The organism is Halobacteriovorax sp. XZX-3, from assembly GCF_043196495.1.
Classification (GTDB): domain Bacteria; phylum Bdellovibrionota; class Bacteriovoracia; order Bacteriovoracales; family Bacteriovoracaceae; genus Halobacteriovorax_A.
Map to the genome: position 1 here is coordinate 1215269 of NZ_JBEBMO010000001.1, position 17444 is coordinate 1232712.

The window sequence follows — 17444 nt, forward strand, 5'->3', positions numbered from 1 at the left end:
CCTTATTTTTTTGCTTCCAGCAGACTTTAGAGGGATTCTAGCGATTGATAATCGTGTAGAACTTTGGCCCTAAGAAGTGGCAACTTCATTTCAGAATCATATCCTAGCAATGATGCCGTCTTTCTAAGATGTACGATATTCCCATTTTTCTTAGAAGAATTCTCAAATTGAGTTAGTAAGTAAATCATATTCTTTGAAAAGGTTGTCACGTATGAGCGTATCAGGGCCATATTCCCTGAAGTTACATGTGAAAACTTAGCACCGATAGATGGTAATAAGATTTTTTCTACTTCCGACAATCCTTCAAATGAACGAACAATATCAACTTCACAACGAATAACTTCAATATCAAAAGCGCTGTGGTCGATACTAATAAGTTTTTGAGAACTTAACTTTGAAAATTCTGGATATTGAATAAGAGATACCATGGTATGAAAGCGTGTACTTGAAGGTACACGCCCCATATCGGTAATTAACATTCCACCTTCGGAAATATTAGAACAGCGGCCCTTTAAAACATAGTCATCACAAAGATAGAGCATCTCTTGATTTACAGGTGCTCTTAAATGTTGACGATTAGCTCTCGACACTCGCTATTCCTCTATTAAAGTAATTTTGAAGCTGTTTCAGAAAGCGCAGAACGCTCACCAACAGTTAACTTCGTATGAGAGATAATCTCTTCTGTTTTCAGTCTTTCGACAACATAGCTTAGACCGTTATTAATCTCATCAAGGTATGGACTATCAATCTGCTGAGGGTCACCTGTTAAGATGATCTTAGTTCCCTCACCTGCACGAGTTACAATTGTTTTAACTTCGTGTGGAGAAAGGTTTTGGGCTTCATCAACAATTAAGTACTGACCAGGAATAGAACGACCACGAATATAAGTTAGTGGTTCGATATGTAGTAGTCCATGATCCATTAGATCAACATATGAAGAACTTGTTCCAGCTCTTCTTTGATCAAATAGGAAGTCCATATTATCAAAGATTGGTTGCATCCAAGGACCTAACTTATCGTTTACATCACCTGGAAGATAACCAAGGTCTTTCCCCATTGGCTGAATTGGACGAGAAACAAGAAGTCTTGAATATTTTTCTTGATTAATTGTCATCTCAAGTCCTGCTGCAATTGCAAGAAGAGTCTTACCTGTACCGGCCTTACCAACAAGTGATACTAACTTGATATCGTCATTTAAAAGAGCATCAAGAGCAAATTGCTGTTCCATATTTTTTGGATAAATTCCCCAAACACCTTCTCTCATTGGAATTAAAGGTACAACTCCAAGTTTACTTTTAGAGAAACGTCCCAGAAGTCTTCTTCTATCATTTCCTTCTTCATGAACAACTAAGTATTCATTTGGAAAAATTTCAAGTTCTTCCCAGTTTTCAAGCTGTAAGAAGCGATTCTTTTCATATTCTTCAAGCTTATCTTTTGGAAGTGGTAGAAAGCGATAACCTGAGTAAATTTCCTCAAGCTTAATATCTTTCATTCCGTAGTCTTCAGCATTGATACCTAAGATATCAGATTTAATTCTTAAGTTGATGTCCTTAGTGATAAGAACAACATCTTCTCCCTGCTCCTTTAAGAAGATAGCTGAGGCAAGAATTAAGTTATCATTAATAGTAAGATCAATTGTGTCGTGTTGATTTTCAATTGTCTTATCAACAGAGATGATCAGGGTTCCACCATTGTCTAACTCAACACCATCCATAAGTGATCCCTTCTTACGAAGATCATCGATGATTCTTGAGAAATAACGAGCGTTACGCCCATTCTCATTCTGATCTTTCTTAAAACGATCTACTTCTTCAACTACAACTAGTGGGATGAAGACGTCGTTAGGACCAAATTTGTTAATAGCGTTAGGATCAAATAATAATACGTTCGTATCGAGTACAAAGGTTTTTCTTGTCAAAATGCCCTCCATGACATTTAGATTGATGCGAGGAAGCCTCTCTTAATTAAATTTTAAGTTATGGTAAAAAGGGATGTCAAAGAAAAAGGGCCGTTCACCTTTGTGCGTCATGAAACTCACACAAAAGCCTAAAAAATATCCATGGATGTATCAAATAAAGAGATAAAAACAAAAAGGCGATCACCTTTTGTTTCTTGATACTCAGAACCTATTTCTACATTATTAAATCCAGCAGTAATCGTAACTGGCCATAGGCGAATCTCAGCTCCATAATTCAGATAGCCTTCGCCAAGTCCTGCAAAGAAACCAAAGAAAGGGATATTGAGCTGGGCCCCAAAGTGAATCATTCGACCAAAGCTCAAACCTTGATTGATTGGCTTAACATCAAGAGCAAGAGAATAATCAAATGCCTTCCAGTCTTGTTTTACAGCAATTCCAGTGTTAACGGCCATATTGATGCGAGGAACTTCCCCATCCCCTTGAGTCTTTTTAAAGTATGTATCACCAATATCAAGAACTGCCATTGATGCGACAAACTCTGTATTTCCCCATCCATTGGCATATTCAATACCAATATCGTGACCTGCACCAGAACCTTTGGAATAGCCAAATGTATTTTTAATATCATCAATTGAGCCTAGGCCATTTTCAATTTTTGTAATGATATTTGTCGAGAAAATATCAAATTTATCTCGCGTCCCTTCTCTTGTTAAATATTTGAAAGAGTATCCTAGCGAAAGACGCTTACCTTTCATAATTTTCTTTTTCTGCTTATTGCGACTGCCACCAATTAGATTGAAAGCAAAACCAGCTATAAATCCACGATCATAAGAGTAATCAACATTAAAGGCCGGATTTACACGGTTCTTCAAAACGATATTGGCACGATTCTTAGTAAAATAAGAAAATGAAAAATGATGGGCCTTAATCGTTGAAAAGTTAGAAGCTTCTAAATAAAGAGGGTAACCCATTAGCTGATCAGCAATACCAGCAGCATCACTTGGAAGATTATTAAAGCGATCCATATCATCGATCGCATTTGGCCCAGCTAGAATAAAATTAACAGGAGATATATCAACATCATAATTTGCACCTAAGCTAGCAGGATTGTAAAAAACAGTAAATGAATCCTGATTAGCAAGCCCCATCCATGCATTTCCCATTAACATGGCACGAGGACTCTGACCTAAAAAGAATTTCTCAAAGGCCAAAACATTGATGCTCAAAAGAGTAATGAATAGGAGCTTTAGCGTCTTTCCCATTACCTACCTTGAATGAAGTGTTTCAAAAAGTGCTGCCATATAGTAAGCAATTTGAAGTTCACTACCTGTAAAATCTGTTACACATTGAGTTTGATTTTTTATTGTCACAAGACTATTTGAAAAGCCTTTAGGTGTAATCACATTGTCGACAAAGTCTTGCCTAACAGTACTAATGTCGGCCAGAAATGTTGTTAAATCAACATCAGTAATATCACCAAGAGTGATATTTTCAAGAACATCTAATAAGTTATTAAAGTCAGTAACCAATGCGCAAGCACGTTCTAGATGTAGGCTTGAATCACCATTAGTTAAATCAATACTACCTGTATCAGCACCATCATCACATGCACCTGTCACGCCACCTGCTTGAATATATGCATCAAGATCGCCATCTCCGAAGTAAGAGTATGCGAAGAGACATTCATTAGTTCCAACTGTCCCCGCTCCTTTCGAACCAAGCGCATCAGAATTTCCAAAGAAGGCCATGCTCATACCGTTTCGAACAAAGAGCATATACATTAGAAAAGAATTTATATCGGCCGCTCCATAACTTCCAAATGTTGCTTTACGAAGCGTAGCAGACGGATCTTTTGTTGCTGGGCCAACTCCTCCAGAATAAGTTAAAACATCGATTGCTTTGCCAAGATAATAGTAAGAAAGATCATCAATGTCAGTCATGGCCTGGGCCAATGTAAATGTTGACATTGAACTTAGGAGATCTCCACCCGTTGTAATTTTTGTGATTTCATTTAAGAAGAACTCTGTTACAGAAAAGCCTGCTTTACATGCATAAGAAGAAGCAAGTAACTTATAATAAGTTGCATCTCCACTCTGCTCTTTCATCGCAAGCATTTTACTGAGGGCCTTATCACAATCCCCAGTCGATAAATGATCTTCAACAGAAAGATAACTTCTTTCAAGTTCGATATCTTCATCGACACCACAAGAGGTGAAAAGAATTGATGTTAAGAGATAAATACTGAAAACAATTAGTTTATTCACAGCTTAATTATCTCTTAACTTAACCTTTAATTCATAGTGGGAATGAGATACCAATCTTAAATAGCTTATTCCTGAGTTAAATACTCGGCGACACTAACAATTGCGTCTTTAAAATCATCTTTTGGTAGAACAAGAGAAATTCTGGCACAATTTGGAAGACCAAAATCCCCACTCGGGACCATTGCCACACCTTTTTGCTCAAGAACTTGTTCGCAGATCTCAACAGAGTAATCCGACAGATCAGTATCCGATTTTTTAAATCGGCCAATGACAGGAGCGCTTGAGAAATCAAAGAGAAAATAAAAAGCTGACGTTACCTGATACCAGCACTTTTCTAACTTATACTCTCTTAGAACTTCTCTTAATATAAGAGCATTCTCACGTAAGTGTTTTTTAACTGGAGTTAGATACTCATCAACATGATTCATATTATAGCGAAGTAGCGCACGCTGAATTAATGAACAAGAACCTGAAGCTGTATGGCCTTGAATCTTTTTAACAGCATCAATCACATCTTCGTGTGCAATACAGTAGCCAAGTCTTAGGCCAGTTGCTGCAAGACTTTTTGAAATACCGTCGACAATGATTGTACGTGACAATAACTCACGATCATATTGATAATAATATGTTGGTTTTGGGTCGTAATAATTTAATTCGTAATATATTTCATCAGAAATAATAAAAGTATTTTCATATGGCTTCACAATTTCAGCAAATTGCTTCATCCACTTTTCATTATAGAAAATCCCCGATGGATTATTTGGGCTATTTAAAACAATTGCTTTCGTTTTATCACTAATCAATTCTTTTAATTCCTCTAGGTCTGGTTCAAACGCATTAAAAACGGAAGCCTTAACTTCTTTTAAGACACCACCATTAAGAGAGATCATTTGTGGATATGAAATCCAGTATGGAGCAAAAACTATTACTTCATCACCTGGATCAACAATACTTGCAAAAATATTTGCAAGAACATGCTTTCCACCATTACCTACAACGGCCTTGAAATTATGGTCAAACTCATCAAAGCTAATGCCTCGAGAAGTTTCAACATATTCGATAATTTTTTCTAGTAACTCACTATCGCCTGCAACTGGGCTGTATTGAAAACTTTTTAGAAAGTCTAACTCTCCCCTTATTGATTCGACTAACTCCCTTGGTGGTCGATAAGGTAGTTGTCCTGCTGTAAGGTTGTAAACTTTCTTACCTTCTTGTGCCATAGCTACTGCTTTGGCATTAAGCTTTAAAGTAATACTCTCATTAATTTCTTGTGAACGCTTCGAAACATTCATTAGATCTTCCCTTTTTTAGCAATCCAGTTATAAATTGTATCTGGAACGAATTCCTTAATTACTTTTCCATGCTTATGAATTTCTTTAACAAGCGAGCTTGAAACATAGTAGTTATCTCTTTCAGTAATAAAGAAAACTGTTTCAATTTCTGGGTATAGTCTCTTATTCATTGAGGCCATCTGAAACTCTGCTTCGAAATCCCCTGTAGGTCTAAGTCCTCTAATAATTGAGCCAATGTCGTTTGCTTTTGCATAATCGACAATTAGTCCTTCCCACTTATCTGCTTTAATACGAGGCTCATCTTTAAATGTTTCATTTAACATCTCAACTCGCTCTTCAGCTGTGAAAAGAGGTTTCTTATTGCGATTGTGGGCAACAAGTATAATCACCTCATCAAAGACTGTTAGTGACCTCATTAAAATATCCTTGTGGCCATTTGTGAATGGGTCAAACGTTCCTGGGTAAATTGCTCTTTTCATTGAGTACCTAATTCCTATTATAAATTTAAATCAATTTTATACGACACCGGATTACAATGCAATTTTTGCAATATAACTTGTGCCTTGCTTGTAGACTTTAGAGAAAGTAAGAGAATGTTTTTTTAAATCTGCTTCAAGGATTCCCTTTTGACGATCGGATTCAATCCAAATCTCTCCAGAGAATGAAGATTCTTTAAGTAATTTGAGACATTCTAAGTAGACATCCTTTAATTCATATGGCGGGTCGATGAAAATGAAACTCTCATCGTATTCATCTGATGTTGACTCCAAATAACTTATACTTGTTTTTAGATAAGCTTGAGCTTTTTGCTTAATAATTGATAAATCTTCTGTGTCTACTTTTTTAGAAATCTCTATCTTATTCTTTTTTAAGACATTAAGAACTTTTGGATGGTCATCAACAAGTACGACTTTCTTCGCCCCTCTTGAAAGCGCTTCAAACCCCATAGCACCACTACCTGCGAACAAATCCACAAACAGACAATTCGTTAAGTCTTGATGAGCATCAAAGAATTTTCGTCGAAGCATAACACTCGTTGGACGAGTAATTGATTCAGGGGGAACAAAAAGGGCATGCCCTTTAGCATGCCCACCAAGTATATTTATGGCCATTTATAACCTTTTTAGTTTAAACAACATCAAATAATGTTAAGCGACTTTCTTCGCTTCTTCGGCCGAAGGAAGTGGAATATTAAAATTAGCTCCACCTTCAATACATGCCTTAAAGCCTTCTTCAGTTATTGAAACGTCTACACCATTCATTGTCAGAGTAAAGCGTCCATCAACTACACTTAATGTTGCTTGCGACCCAGCGATCGTCAAGTTTACATTAAAATTCATATTACCTGCTGCACTAAAAGTAACGTCACCACTTTCGCTAGTTGTTGGCGCAACATGCGTGAAAGAAGGCGCAGGAGTTTCTTTAGGCGCTTGATTTATCACAAGTATATTTTCATTGTCTTCATCTTTTATCACTGTTGATTGTGCATTCGCTGCCGGCTCTTCTTCCATTTCGAGAGTTGTCGTAGGTGATGCTGCGTCAATTTCTTCAAGATCTTTCATTATGGCATCCATTTCAGCTTCATCAAAGCCTTCAGTAAATGCTTCTTCGAGTGATGGAGAAGAATCCCCAGCAACTGCTTCTTCAATATCTTCTTGAGCAACGATTTGTGTTGTCTCTTCTTCGAATACTTCTTCCACTTCTGCAACAACCTCATCAAGAGGATTTGACTCAGCAACCATTTCATCAAGAGGATTTGATTCCGCAACCATCTCATCAAGAGGATTTGATTCCGCAACCATTTCATCAAGAGGATTTGATTCCGCAACCATTTCATCAAGAGCATTTGATTCCGCAACCATTTCATCAAGAGGATTAGCTTGCGCCTCTAGGGCATCTAGCGGGTTTACTTCTACAGCAAACTCTTCTACTGGTGCAGATTCTGCAACGCTTTCTTCGACGACCTCTGCTACTGGCGCGCTATCAAGTTGTCCTGACAGTTCTTTATCCAGACTTGCAAATTCTGCCATGATGTCATCTAGTTCATTCTCAGAAAATCCACTTTCTACACTTTTTGCTGCTGCATCTTGAGGTTTATTTCCACCCATATAAACTCCGTCTATTGATCCAATATCACTTGTGCTTTTCGACACAGATGACAGAAACTTTAAGAAATAAACATTGTTATAAAATCAGCAACTTACAAAGCTTAAGTCGAGAATATCTATTTTTAAGCATGACAATATGAGTGGCCATCGTTATATTTTACTACCAATTTAAAAGACGCAACACACGACTTTCCTTACATAGTTTAGAATGTTAACCATCTTAAAGTTTTGAGGACTGTCGATTATTATACGGAACAACAGGCGAAGTGAAAGATTCATCGTTTTCAGCTAAGAATTGGCTGATTAACAATATTCCTGGTCCTAGTACCGAGGCAGATAGCCTTGAGGAGCCTAAGCATGCAGTAAATGCAAGCGGACCTACTCCTGTTCCTTCAATTCAAAGCGGACAATTTCTTGTTAGTGACCACATTATTCCGAAGTGGCGTGGTGAAAGTTTACTAACTAAAGGAAGCATGAAGTTCAAAAAAATTGTATTTGAACTTTTCAATGAAGCAAAAACTCAGGTTAAGTCTTTCAAGCACCGCAACCGCAGTCTTAAGCAATCTTTATTTCAAGAATTTATTGAATATACAACTCACAACGGTATTCACCCTGAGGGAGTTAGCGACTTTAACCAATTTTGGGCACAACTTGATGACAAGAACGGTCCAAGTTACGAATGTATCCAAGACTTTTTAAAAGTTTACTGCCTTCGTTCTATTAGCGTCTATATCTTAAAGGTTCGCTTTCTAACTCAACTGAGCTCTTTCTATTCAAAGACTCTTACTAAGAATGAGATTTTGAATCCAAACTCAACGCTAAGTAAGATCTTTAAAGTATCAAGCTCACGTGAATTATCGAGTCGTGCACTAGGAACTAATGAATACAGCTGGTTTAGACCAAATGAAAATTTTGGTGACAGCATTTTAGAACTTAGCTCTATCCTTAAAGACCTTAACCCTATTGAGTTCTTTAAAGTTCTAAATCATGAAATTCCGAATGAGTTATCAGTAGTTTTATTCCACAACGAAACTGATAAGTATTCTCATGCTTTCAGTAATCGTAACTTTGGACTAATGACTAATAATCTTTTAATCAACTTTCCAAAGTGGATTGAAAATCATGGTGGGTATTTCAATTTTAATACTCAACCACAATGTTTAAGTACCCTATTTACAGGTAACTTTCTAAACTCACTAACGATCTCTCACTGGATTGCTCAAGAGAATAATTCAACAGAGGCTTGGCAAGAAATTATCTGCCCAGAGTTTAGAGGTGATAATTATGTTAACGGACAATACTTAAAGATATTCCAAGAAATTCAATTCATGACTTTCTTAGTATATCTAGCTCCAAGACAGAATAAAGACCCTATCTCTTTAATCGTTTCTCTTTTTAAGCAGAAGTCGAATAAATCGAGAATTACGGCCAGCGGTCAATTTGCCCTGCTTGATGCTACAGAGGTACAGCAAAGTATCTACGATAGAATTCTGGTTAACTTAGTAAATATTCCTAAGAAGAACCCACACCACTACCTCATTACAAATATAATGCAAAATGGGGAGCATCTATCTAATAGTGGTTATATGTATGTCTTCTCTAATCAGAAGCTCTTTGTTCCTTCTCATGCAGCAAAGAACGAAGCACTATTTAAGCAGTACAAACTACTGATGCGCTTTAATCTTGAAGGCCTTAAAGGTAAGGGTGAAATCCCACGCTACTTCTATATCTTCTCGAAGCGTGTGGTAGAAAATAAATTAGATATTTTTGGTAACCCAGATGTTAACTCAACTCTTCTTAAGGAGTCGTGTCTTTCTGTAAATATGAATGGTGATCTGACTCACTTTTCGAAATTTGATTTCTTCGTTGAAGAAATTGATAAGCTATTTGCAAATAAGAAGGCCATTGATGCTCCACTTTTTTCAAATGAAACAAAGTGTGGATTATCATTTGAGTTTCACCAAGATGCTATCCTTAACGGAAAGCTTCTAAGTAACAACAGTGAAAGTGATAAGATCACTCACCCACAATATTTTAGAAACCTAACAAAGAGTTGTATCCCATTTGATCAATTCTTTAGTGTTGAGTCTCTTTCAAATTACCGTGAAGATGACAACTACGACCTACTAGGCTTCAACCTTAACCCTCAAGAGAGATATCCATATCTTCTGATTGTGGACTTCACTAATGAGAACGATATTAAGCTTGAGCTGACGACAATTGATTCACTTAAGGCGAAGATTGAGGAGTATGGTAACGCTTACTTCCAATACTTTGGATTACTACCAAAGATCTCAAATCTAAATATCAATCTATTTAGAGAGTTCTTTAAGACGACAATTGGTAAGCAGATTACTCAGCTTACTTTTAATGGTGGACTGAAGAAAACGAAGGCAAAACTAAATGCCATGTTAATTCCAAAATTCCTTGAGAAGACGGAATTCTTACCTTCACACCATATTGAGTCTCTACAAGATATCACTCTTTCGAAAGAAGATGTCCAGACAACGGATTTTTGCATGTACACGCAAAAACTTGCTTCTAAGATCGATACTATCAACTTACTTGCTAAGCGCTGGCCATGGCATACAAGTTGTATCCTTTCTCACCTAAAAATTATCATTGGTAATTACCGTGATCAGGTAAATAGTGGAAAGGTTCAAATGAAGTATGATTACTCTTCAAGTGCACTCATTGGAAAGATTGTTGGTCTGCCAAAGACACCTATCTATCCAAACAACCAAGATATTTATCTTGAAACACTTATCACTGAGAGAAATGATATTCACCTTCCACTAACAAGTGCAATCTTTGAAAAGTCTGAACACACAACAAAGCTTAGACTTATTTCAAATGATAGAGAAGTTCTTAACCTACATGGTGAATTACAATTACTTCAATTCATCCAGTTCATTCTGACAAGTGCAGTTGGAACTCCTATTTCAACTATCGTTCAATCTCTTGAAGTTCCTGCAGCAAAAGAGCTTAATTCCCTACTTGCAGAGCAAGATCAGGTAGCACATAACGTGAATGAAACGTTTGCACTAATTAATAACACTCTAAACAATATCATTATTGGTCAAATAAATAATTAGTGATATCATAGACTTATGCAATTGAAAGTCGATGAGACTCACTGGAGTATCTACCGCTATTTTAAAAATAAGGCCAACTCTCTTGAAGGAGAGCCTTCAGCTTTACTAAAAAAATATCGTCAAGATCAACAGCGCTACGCTCGCCGAGACTTTCAAACTTCAAGCGTCAGTCAACTTTATGATTCAATTGATACCTCTGATATCATCTACCTTGGAGACTTCCATACTTTTGACCAGAGTACGAGAAACCTCGAACGTATCATTCGCATCCTAGCAAAGAGTGATTATCAATTTTCAATTGGTGTCGAATTCATTCATATCAATCATCAATTCTACATTGATTCATATCTTAAAGGGGCCATTACTGAGCTCGAATTTCTAGAATCAATCAACTATAAGAATTCATGGCGCTTCCCTTGGACCTTTTATAAGATCTTCTTTGATCTTGCTAAGGATCACAATATTTCAATAATTGCTCTTAATACTAAGGGAAATCTGGAGCAAAGAGACAAGAAGGCCGCAAAGAAAATTGCGACTTATCATAAAGAAAACCCAGAACAAAAGTTACTTATTTTATTTGGAGAACTTCACATTGTTCCAAATAAGCTGCCACAAAAAGTTTTTGATCTGGCAAATAAGGATATTGTTCAAACAATCATTCATCAAAATACTGATGAAGTTTACTGGAATTTAGTTAAAACCAATAAGCTAAGATCTGATCAAATTGTTAAGTACAATATGAGAGAATTTGTTCTGGTAAACTCTCCTCCTTGGTTAAAGTATGAATCTCAAATTTACTGGTATGAGCACTTAGCTGATGATCCTGACTTTGACATTCACGAGTATATTATAGAGACAGGTGCACTTAAGTTTTCAGACAATATCTTGGATAACTTTGCTTACTTTTGTCATGAAATTAATAATACCCTTAATCTTGATATACCAATTGGTGAGATTGAAGATTTTAGAATCTTTGATCAGCAAAACCTAAAAAAAGTAAAAACAACAATCAATAAACTAAAGTCAAAGAAGGCCATTAGTTTTTACAATAAGCTCATCGAACATGGTAAGACGTTTAAACTTCCATGTAAGAAAGCTTATTACTGTTCAAGTTATTCAATTAATCGCATCTCGTACCTAGCAGGGATTCATATTCATCAATCAAAGTTAAAGATTCCGGAAAAAGAGATTGTTGACTTCTTTAATAAGAGAGATCGTACGAATTTATTTGTTTATCTTATTCATAATTATATTAGTGCTTACTTCTGTTCGAAGCTTTTTAACCCCTATCGAAAGTGTAATATGTATAAAGACTTTCAATACATGGCACGTAATAATAAACAACTTAAGAAGACTGATAAGATGGTCTTTAAAGCATGTTTAAAGCTTTGTAATAAACGAGCTAATGTTAATGAAGAACTAAAAGGACTAACTCTCTACCAGCTTCATAAAGCTTCACGTAAAGTATCACACATGCTTGCAGATATTATTTTTGACTACTTCTTCGCTGCTAATCGAGTTGAGTATAAAGATGTATACAGGCTTGTAGCATCAGATGATTACTCAAATGAAAACTATCAAAGCCTGTTGAATGAAATTGGAAATTTAGTAGATATTAAAAAGCTAAAAAAACGCGAATTCTAATTACATTAGTCTTTGCATAATCTCGCGCTTAGTACCTTTTTCAATACGAGTAACTTTCTTAGAAGTATCTTCCTTCACCTCTTCAGTCACTTTATTAGCACTTTCTACTTCAGCTACTGGAGCAGCAGTAACAACATCTTTTGTTTTAAAGATTATCTTGTACTTACGTCCAACTGGTTGTAGATCGTCATTGTAAAGGTTTGCAAGCTCTAGACGTCCCGAAATGTCTTTTAAAAGCTCTCTTACGATTTGAACTGAAGTTTCAAGTTCAGTTGAATTCTTACTCTCACCGTACGAAGAAATACTTAGATAGTAGATTGCTCCAAGTGTCTTACCTTGAACTTCAATCGTTCTCTTATCTTCATCAGCATTAATTGAGTTCTTAGCTGCATCTAAGAGAATATTATATTGAATTTGCTCAATCGTTTCTCTCTCACCGATGATTTCTTTTTCATTAGTATCAATTTTAAATTCGATCCCCTGCTCTTTGTACTGATCTTGTACTTTACAAGCAATAAAGCGGTTTACCGAAGAAATCTCACAACTTTGTACCATTGGTACATTAGTTTCATTTTCACTACTTTCATTTGATTCACTCATAGACCAAATTTGATCCGCAACTTGTTTTGCATCTTGATCATCATTAGAAAGAACCATTCCGAAAGTTTTATTTTCATTAGAAGAGATCGTCGCTTTTCTCTTCTCTTTTCTGAAGTTTTGCTTTTGTGCAGAGTAAAGCTTTGAGCAATGCTTCATCTCATTAAGCTCAAGTGCATTAATGATAACGCTTTCAATCTCATCGAAGTTATCTTCTTGATTAAGCATAAGAAGACTTAACGCCTCATCTTCAAGTTCTTTTCTTCTTTGCATAACAATCTTCTTGAAAATTAATTCCCATGCAAAAGTAAATAAGAACACTCCTGCAACAAGAGCAAGAGAGATTTTAATATTTGAAAGTGAACTTGAAATCGTTTCGAAGTGATTTTCAATAAGAATTGAGCCAGCATCTGCAGCATCTTCAAACTGAGAGAACTTTTCGTCGATATTGCTAGAGAAATTCTTGTCTGTTACAGAAAATCCCTTCCCTGTACTTCTAAGACTCTCATGAAACCAGTGAACATTTGAACTTACTGTATTAAATTTTTTAACGATTGCTGAAGAGAATTTTCCATACTCAGTCATTAGGTCAGAGACTTGAGCAAAGCATTCTCCTGTTTGCGCCGTAAAGTTACTATCTAAATATGTTGAATTCATATCCCCTGCAACTGCAGCAGTGTAGGTTTGCTGAACTCTTGTACTACAAATTTGAATTCCGTTTTGAATTGTTGAGACCAGTTTATAACTATTCGATACACCACTTAGCATATAAGCAATGACTAAAATTGAGACAGAAGATAGACCTAATATTCCTAATCTCACCTTTGAAAATTTGTATTGAACTGGTTTACTCATCCATAAGTCCTTAAAATTGCGTAATTCATTTACTTTTGCGCCAATTAGCACACTTTAATTCTACCTATTGATTCAACTAGAAGAAAGAGTAGACAAATTTTACCAGTTTAAAGGAGATTCCTTTGTCCCAAACCAAGTAAAATGGTACAATTTTTATAGATAAATCCGGCCGGAGAAAAATGATCAACTATATTACAATCCTATTTTCCCTCGTTTTACATGCATTGGTACTAAGTTTAGTACTTGATGCTGACAATTCGAAGAAACTGGCCCAGGAAGAACCAATTAAGCTCAAGTTCAAACAAATTGAAGTTAGAAAGATTGGACTCGATAAGGCCCAGGATAACCAAAACCTTTTTGGTCAACTTGCCTATGGAAAACCTTCTTATACTGAAAAAGAAATCAAACGCGTTGATCAGGAAGTAAAAAGTCGATCTTCTGCCCTATCAAAGAAAGAAGAAAAAAGAATTGTTGAAACAGTTAAAAAGGAATCCGTTCAAAAGAATCAGATTACCCAAAGAAGGATTTCAAAAGAAAGCTTCAAAGAAGCTAATTGGACTAATGAACTATCACACGTTCAAGAAGCAACTGTAAGTTTTCTACCGCCTAAAGGTATTAGCCCCGACAAACTGAATGAGTTCGAGAAGGTTTTCTATGCTTTCTATAAGCGTGTTGCTGTTCAGTATATCAACTCTGTTCAAATTTCGGTGAGAAATCGAGTAACAGAAAGGCCTTATGTTCAAGAGAGTCTACGCTCAGCTTCAGCTCAAGAATTAAGGGCCGTTGTACGTTACGATGAAGAAGGAAATGCTGAAATTGTAAAAATTCTTAAGTCATCAGAAGATGATGATATCCATAAAATCTTTGAAACAGCTTTAGGGAAAATGAATAAGATTCCTAATATTGTAAAAGATCTAAAAGACGATGATGGAAAGTACTATGCTATCTTCACTCTATCAGTAAATACACGCCGCTAAGATTATCGTTGCCACAATAATCAATTGTAATTTTCTTGGAATACCAAAAGTAAGAAAGATAAAGAAGTCTTTTACTGAGAGATTGTACTGACGCTTTTTTAAGACAGGACTCCCCTTTATTTGTTCTTCTTCTAAATCAGGTATCAATTCATCTAACTCTCTAAAAAGCAGCTCCTCAACCTCAGAGTTAGCTTTATAAGAATTAAAATCATTGATCAAATCTTGTTTTTTTAAATCGTACTCAAGGAGTTTTTGGCGACAGTCTAGACATTGAGAAAGATGTTGTTCATTTTTCACAAAGTCACGACTTTCTAAATAAGTCATTTGCTTTGAGAAGAAGCACTTTTTAAAATTATTATTAATTAATTGTTCTTCCATCAAAGCTCTCATTTAAATGTATTCTATTATGGGATAATTGATCAATATAAGATAGAACCTCTTGTTGAGAGATCTTAAGAGTTTGTGCAATACTCTCAACACTCTCCCCTTTGAACTCAAAAAGATAAACACAGGCCCTTTTCTCAACACTATCGATTTCGCTATTCTTTTTATTTAAGATTTGCTCACTTCGTTGTTTAGCTAGACCAATTAATTTTATTAGAAATTGATGTTCAAAATATTCGTTATCTATCTTGTACAGAACTTGATTACCTTGTTGAACATGGCCAGTGGCCACATCAATAATAAGTTGCATTGCCTGCAATTGATCTTGAATCAAGTAATTTGCCACTTGATAAAATTCATCCACTAATTTTCGAATAAGTTCTTTTTTAACTAACACATGATAATTTTAGCAAGCTTTAGAAAAAATGCTACTGCGATTTTAAACACTTAAGTGAAGATTAAAGTATATTCAATAGATTACCGATAAAATAGTGAGGAAATGTAAGAACGAGGATTACATGAGAAAATTTATATTATTGGGAACTTTAGTACTCATGACATTAACGAGTTGTACTCAACCGACTAATTCTAGAGCTAATTATAATAACTCTAACGGAAATGGTTGGGATAACGGTAACTCAGGAAGCGGCGGAAATGGCGGCTGGGACTGGGGTAACGGTGGAAGTGACGGCGATGATAGTGGCAATAATGAACAAACCGATAGTGGTGATGGTTATGGAGACGGTAACGAAGAAGGAACAGCTGATGGCGATGGCCAGACGACAAACTTCTACACTGTAGGAACTATTGTTCTTCGTGGTAGCTCACGTGTATCTTCTGGATCAAATGTGATGTGGTCTTCGACTTCTCTTGGAAATGGTCAGGCCATGCTCTATACAGACTCTCGATTTAATATTCGTGTACGTCCAAGAACAGCTCCTACACAGGGAACGACAGATGCCTATGGAGAAAAATGTCACTATAATCCACAACAATATAAGAAATTAAGAATTAAGTTATGTATTCGCGCTCAAGGTGAAAGCTGTGAATCAAATATGATTAGAAGTGTAACTTTTGGTGATATCGCAAACGAAGAAGTTTCGAAAGTTAAAGAGTTTTCTAGCTACTCACTTCCAACAACAACAGGCCCAATCATTGTGGATGTTCTTGATGTTCAATGGGACTGGTCTTGTCAGTTCTATTTAAATCAAGGTTATAGTCAAAGTAGCGCTGAAGTGAATGGTTACTGCCCAATGGCCCGAGTATGGGATAATGACTGTGTAGGCTTCGATCTTCAATTTTCAACTGACTATACAAAAGACTTTCCGGCTTCAGCTCCAAGAATGTAATTATCTAAATAATTCAAGTGCGAGGTTTCTTTTCATAGCAGAAGAAACCTCCACCATTAATCCCGGACACGTTACGTTTACTTCCGAAATCTTTCCACCAAGAATATCAAAAGCAATTAAATCAACTCCGTCGGCCATAAGCTTTTCGCAAATATGCTGACATTCTGCTTTTACTTCAGGATCTAATTCGACGGCAGAATACTTTGCTCCTTGAGCAATATTGGCAAGGAACTCGCCTTCTTTTGGGACCTTTAGGATTGTTCCCAGTTCATTAGCACGATAGAAAATTGTGCGAATTTCACCTTCAATAACAGAAGCATCAAACTCTTGTACAACAACTGGCCCTTTAAACTCATCGCATTTGGCCTTAAAATGCCCTTCAAATCCGTCCAAGCCTACTTTTTGCACACCGATACCCTGATAAAGATCAAGAGGCTTTAAAATCAATTCTTGGACCCCACGAGAAGCAAGAGTTGCAACAAACTTTTTAGCACCAGCAAGAGAAGTTCCTACATAGCTATCAAGGCTAAGCTCTCTTGTATAGGCCGAAAGCTTTTCATTATGTTTCATAATTCCTAATGGATTATTTAAAACCTGAACACCATACATCTCAGTTAAGAAATTAAGCATCCAAAGGTAGCGCTGATAGCGCGAATCATATGGTGGATCAATTCTCATATGAATTGCTGTATTTGAATCAATTGAAACAACTTGTGAATCATCTTCTACTTTGAAATCTTCAACATAGAAACTTTCATTGATCTTTCCACTAATGCGGTAACAGTCAAACTGAATGCCATTAGCATTTTGGACAAAGAAGTCTTTTTCAAAAAGAACATAAACATCCTCGCCTCTTTCTTGCATCGTTAGAGCAATTAAGATTGTCGAATCTTTCTTTGTGACAAGTTTTTCAATTGGATCAATAAAGAATAAGTGTTTCTTGTTTTTCATATCAAGAAAG

Annotated in this window: 16 protein-coding genes; 4 read left to right on the top strand and 12 right to left on the bottom strand. The window is 36.1% G+C overall.

Features of this window, described 5'->3' with window-relative positions; translation table 11 throughout:
* Positions 1–26: 26 nt before the first annotated feature.
* From ABMA70_RS05750 to ABMA70_RS05785, 8 genes are all read right to left on the bottom strand, one after another.
* A complete protein-coding gene (locus ABMA70_RS05750) occupies positions 27–590 on the bottom strand; it encodes a PilZ domain-containing protein (protein ID WP_103216485.1) in 564 nt (187 codons plus the stop codon).
* A gap of 14 nt (positions 591–604) precedes the next feature.
* Positions 605–1930 carry a PhoH family protein gene (locus ABMA70_RS05755; protein WP_103216484.1) on the bottom strand — a complete coding sequence of 442 codons (1326 nt, stop codon included), beginning with the start codon at positions 1928–1930 and terminating at the stop codon, positions 605–607.
* Between the two features lie 116 nt (positions 1931–2046).
* Entirely contained in the window at positions 2047–3180 is a 1134-nt protein-coding gene (locus tag ABMA70_RS05760) for a hypothetical protein (RefSeq protein WP_392991029.1), read from the bottom strand.
* A gap of 3 nt (positions 3181–3183) precedes the next feature.
* Positions 3184–4182 carry a hypothetical protein gene (locus ABMA70_RS05765; protein WP_103216482.1) on the bottom strand — a complete coding sequence of 333 codons (999 nt, stop codon included), beginning with the start codon at positions 4180–4182 and terminating at the stop codon, positions 3184–3186.
* Between the two features lie 65 nt (positions 4183–4247).
* Complete coding sequence (locus tag ABMA70_RS05770) at positions 4248–5474, bottom strand: pyridoxal phosphate-dependent aminotransferase (protein ID WP_103216481.1); 1227 nt, start codon at positions 5472–5474, stop codon at positions 4248–4250.
* The gene (gene coaD / locus ABMA70_RS05775; RefSeq protein WP_103216480.1) at positions 5474–5953 is read right to left on the bottom strand and encodes a pantetheine-phosphate adenylyltransferase; all 480 of its coding nucleotides are present in this window, start codon (positions 5951–5953) and stop codon (positions 5474–5476) included. The genes ABMA70_RS05770 and coaD overlap by 1 nt, the downstream gene beginning before the upstream one ends.
* 51 nt (positions 5954–6004) lie before the next feature.
* On the bottom strand, positions 6005–6586 hold the full coding sequence (locus ABMA70_RS05780) for an RsmD family RNA methyltransferase (RefSeq protein ID WP_103216479.1): 582 nt from the start codon (positions 6584–6586) through the stop codon (positions 6005–6007).
* Between the two features lie 36 nt (positions 6587–6622).
* Entirely contained in the window at positions 6623–7582 is a 960-nt protein-coding gene (locus ABMA70_RS05785) for a hypothetical protein (protein ID WP_393022138.1), read from the bottom strand.
* Between the two features lie 266 nt (positions 7583–7848).
* On the opposite strand from ABMA70_RS05785, the gene ABMA70_RS05790 reads away from it, so the two are divergent.
* Positions 7849–10677 carry a hypothetical protein gene (locus ABMA70_RS05790; protein WP_103216477.1) on the top strand — a complete coding sequence of 943 codons (2829 nt, stop codon included), beginning with the start codon at positions 7849–7851 and terminating at the stop codon, positions 10675–10677.
* Between the two features lie 15 nt (positions 10678–10692).
* Positions 10693–12321, top strand: coding sequence for a ChaN family lipoprotein (locus ABMA70_RS05795; protein WP_392991024.1), 1629 nt, complete (start codon positions 10693–10695; stop codon positions 12319–12321).
* Here ABMA70_RS05795 and ABMA70_RS05800 read toward each other — a convergent pair whose 3' ends face one another.
* Positions 12322–13773 carry a hypothetical protein gene (locus ABMA70_RS05800; protein ID WP_392991022.1) on the bottom strand — a complete coding sequence of 484 codons (1452 nt, stop codon included), beginning with the start codon at positions 13771–13773 and terminating at the stop codon, positions 12322–12324.
* A gap of 179 nt (positions 13774–13952) precedes the next feature.
* Between ABMA70_RS05800 and ABMA70_RS05805 the strand changes: the two genes are divergently transcribed.
* On the top strand, positions 13953–14750 hold the full coding sequence (locus ABMA70_RS05805) for a hypothetical protein (RefSeq protein ID WP_392991021.1): 798 nt from the start codon (positions 13953–13955) through the stop codon (positions 14748–14750).
* Here ABMA70_RS05805 and ABMA70_RS05810 read toward each other — a convergent pair.
* Together ABMA70_RS05810 and ABMA70_RS05815 are read right to left on the bottom strand one after the other, a co-directional pair.
* The gene (locus ABMA70_RS05810) at positions 14730–15128 is read right to left on the bottom strand and encodes a hypothetical protein (protein WP_392991019.1); all 399 of its coding nucleotides are present in this window, start codon (positions 15126–15128) and stop codon (positions 14730–14732) included. The genes ABMA70_RS05805 and ABMA70_RS05810 overlap by 21 nt on opposite strands.
* On the bottom strand, positions 15109–15531 hold the full coding sequence (locus tag ABMA70_RS05815) for a hypothetical protein (protein WP_392991017.1): 423 nt from the start codon (positions 15529–15531) through the stop codon (positions 15109–15111). The genes ABMA70_RS05810 and ABMA70_RS05815 overlap by 20 nt, the downstream gene beginning before the upstream one ends.
* Before the next feature lie 121 nt (positions 15532–15652).
* Between ABMA70_RS05815 and ABMA70_RS05820 the strand changes: the two genes are divergently transcribed.
* Positions 15653–16483, top strand: a complete 831-nt coding sequence (locus tag ABMA70_RS05820; protein ID WP_392991015.1) for a hypothetical protein — start codon at positions 15653–15655, stop codon at positions 16481–16483.
* On the opposite strand, the gene ABMA70_RS05825 is transcribed toward ABMA70_RS05820, so the two are convergent.
* The gene (locus ABMA70_RS05825; RefSeq protein ID WP_392991013.1) at positions 16484–17434 is read right to left on the bottom strand and encodes a hypothetical protein; all 951 of its coding nucleotides are present in this window, start codon (positions 17432–17434) and stop codon (positions 16484–16486) included.
* Positions 17435–17444: the final 10 nt, after the last annotated feature.

What these genes read in the sequence shown, in the direction of transcription:
- ABMA70_RS05755 (WP_103216484.1), bottom strand. Translation starts at nt 1,930, where the DNA reads ATGGAGGGCATTTTGACAAGAAAAACCTTTGTACTCGATACGAACGTA.
- ABMA70_RS05760 (WP_392991029.1), bottom strand. Translation starts at nt 3,180, where the DNA reads ATGGGAAAGACGCTAAAGCTCCTATTCATTACTCTTTTGAGCATCAAT.
- ABMA70_RS05770 (WP_103216481.1), bottom strand. Translation starts at nt 5,474, where the DNA reads ATGAATGTTTCGAAGCGTTCACAAGAAATTAATGAGAGTATTACTTTA.
- coaD (WP_103216480.1), bottom strand. Translation starts at nt 5,953, where the DNA reads ATGAAAAGAGCAATTTACCCAGGAACGTTTGACCCATTCACAAATGGC.
- ABMA70_RS05780 (WP_103216479.1), bottom strand. Translation starts at nt 6,586, where the DNA reads ATGGCCATAAATATACTTGGTGGGCATGCTAAAGGGCATGCCCTTTTT.
- ABMA70_RS05785 (WP_393022138.1), bottom strand. Translation starts at nt 7,582, where the DNA reads ATGGGTGGAAATAAACCTCAAGATGCAGCAGCAAAAAGTGTAGAAAGT.
- ABMA70_RS05795 (WP_392991024.1), top strand. Translation starts at nt 10,693, where the DNA reads ATGCAATTGAAAGTCGATGAGACTCACTGGAGTATCTACCGCTATTTT.
- ABMA70_RS05800 (WP_392991022.1), bottom strand. Translation starts at nt 13,773, where the DNA reads ATGAGTAAACCAGTTCAATACAAATTTTCAAAGGTGAGATTAGGAATA.
- ABMA70_RS05805 (WP_392991021.1), top strand. Translation starts at nt 13,953, where the DNA reads ATGATCAACTATATTACAATCCTATTTTCCCTCGTTTTACATGCATTG.
- ABMA70_RS05810 (WP_392991019.1), bottom strand. Translation starts at nt 15,128, where the DNA reads ATGGAAGAACAATTAATTAATAATAATTTTAAAAAGTGCTTCTTCTCA.
- ABMA70_RS05820 (WP_392991015.1), top strand. Translation starts at nt 15,653, where the DNA reads ATGAGAAAATTTATATTATTGGGAACTTTAGTACTCATGACATTAACG.
- ABMA70_RS05825 (WP_392991013.1), bottom strand. Translation starts at nt 17,434, where the DNA reads ATGAAAAACAAGAAACACTTATTCTTTATTGATCCAATTGAAAAACTT.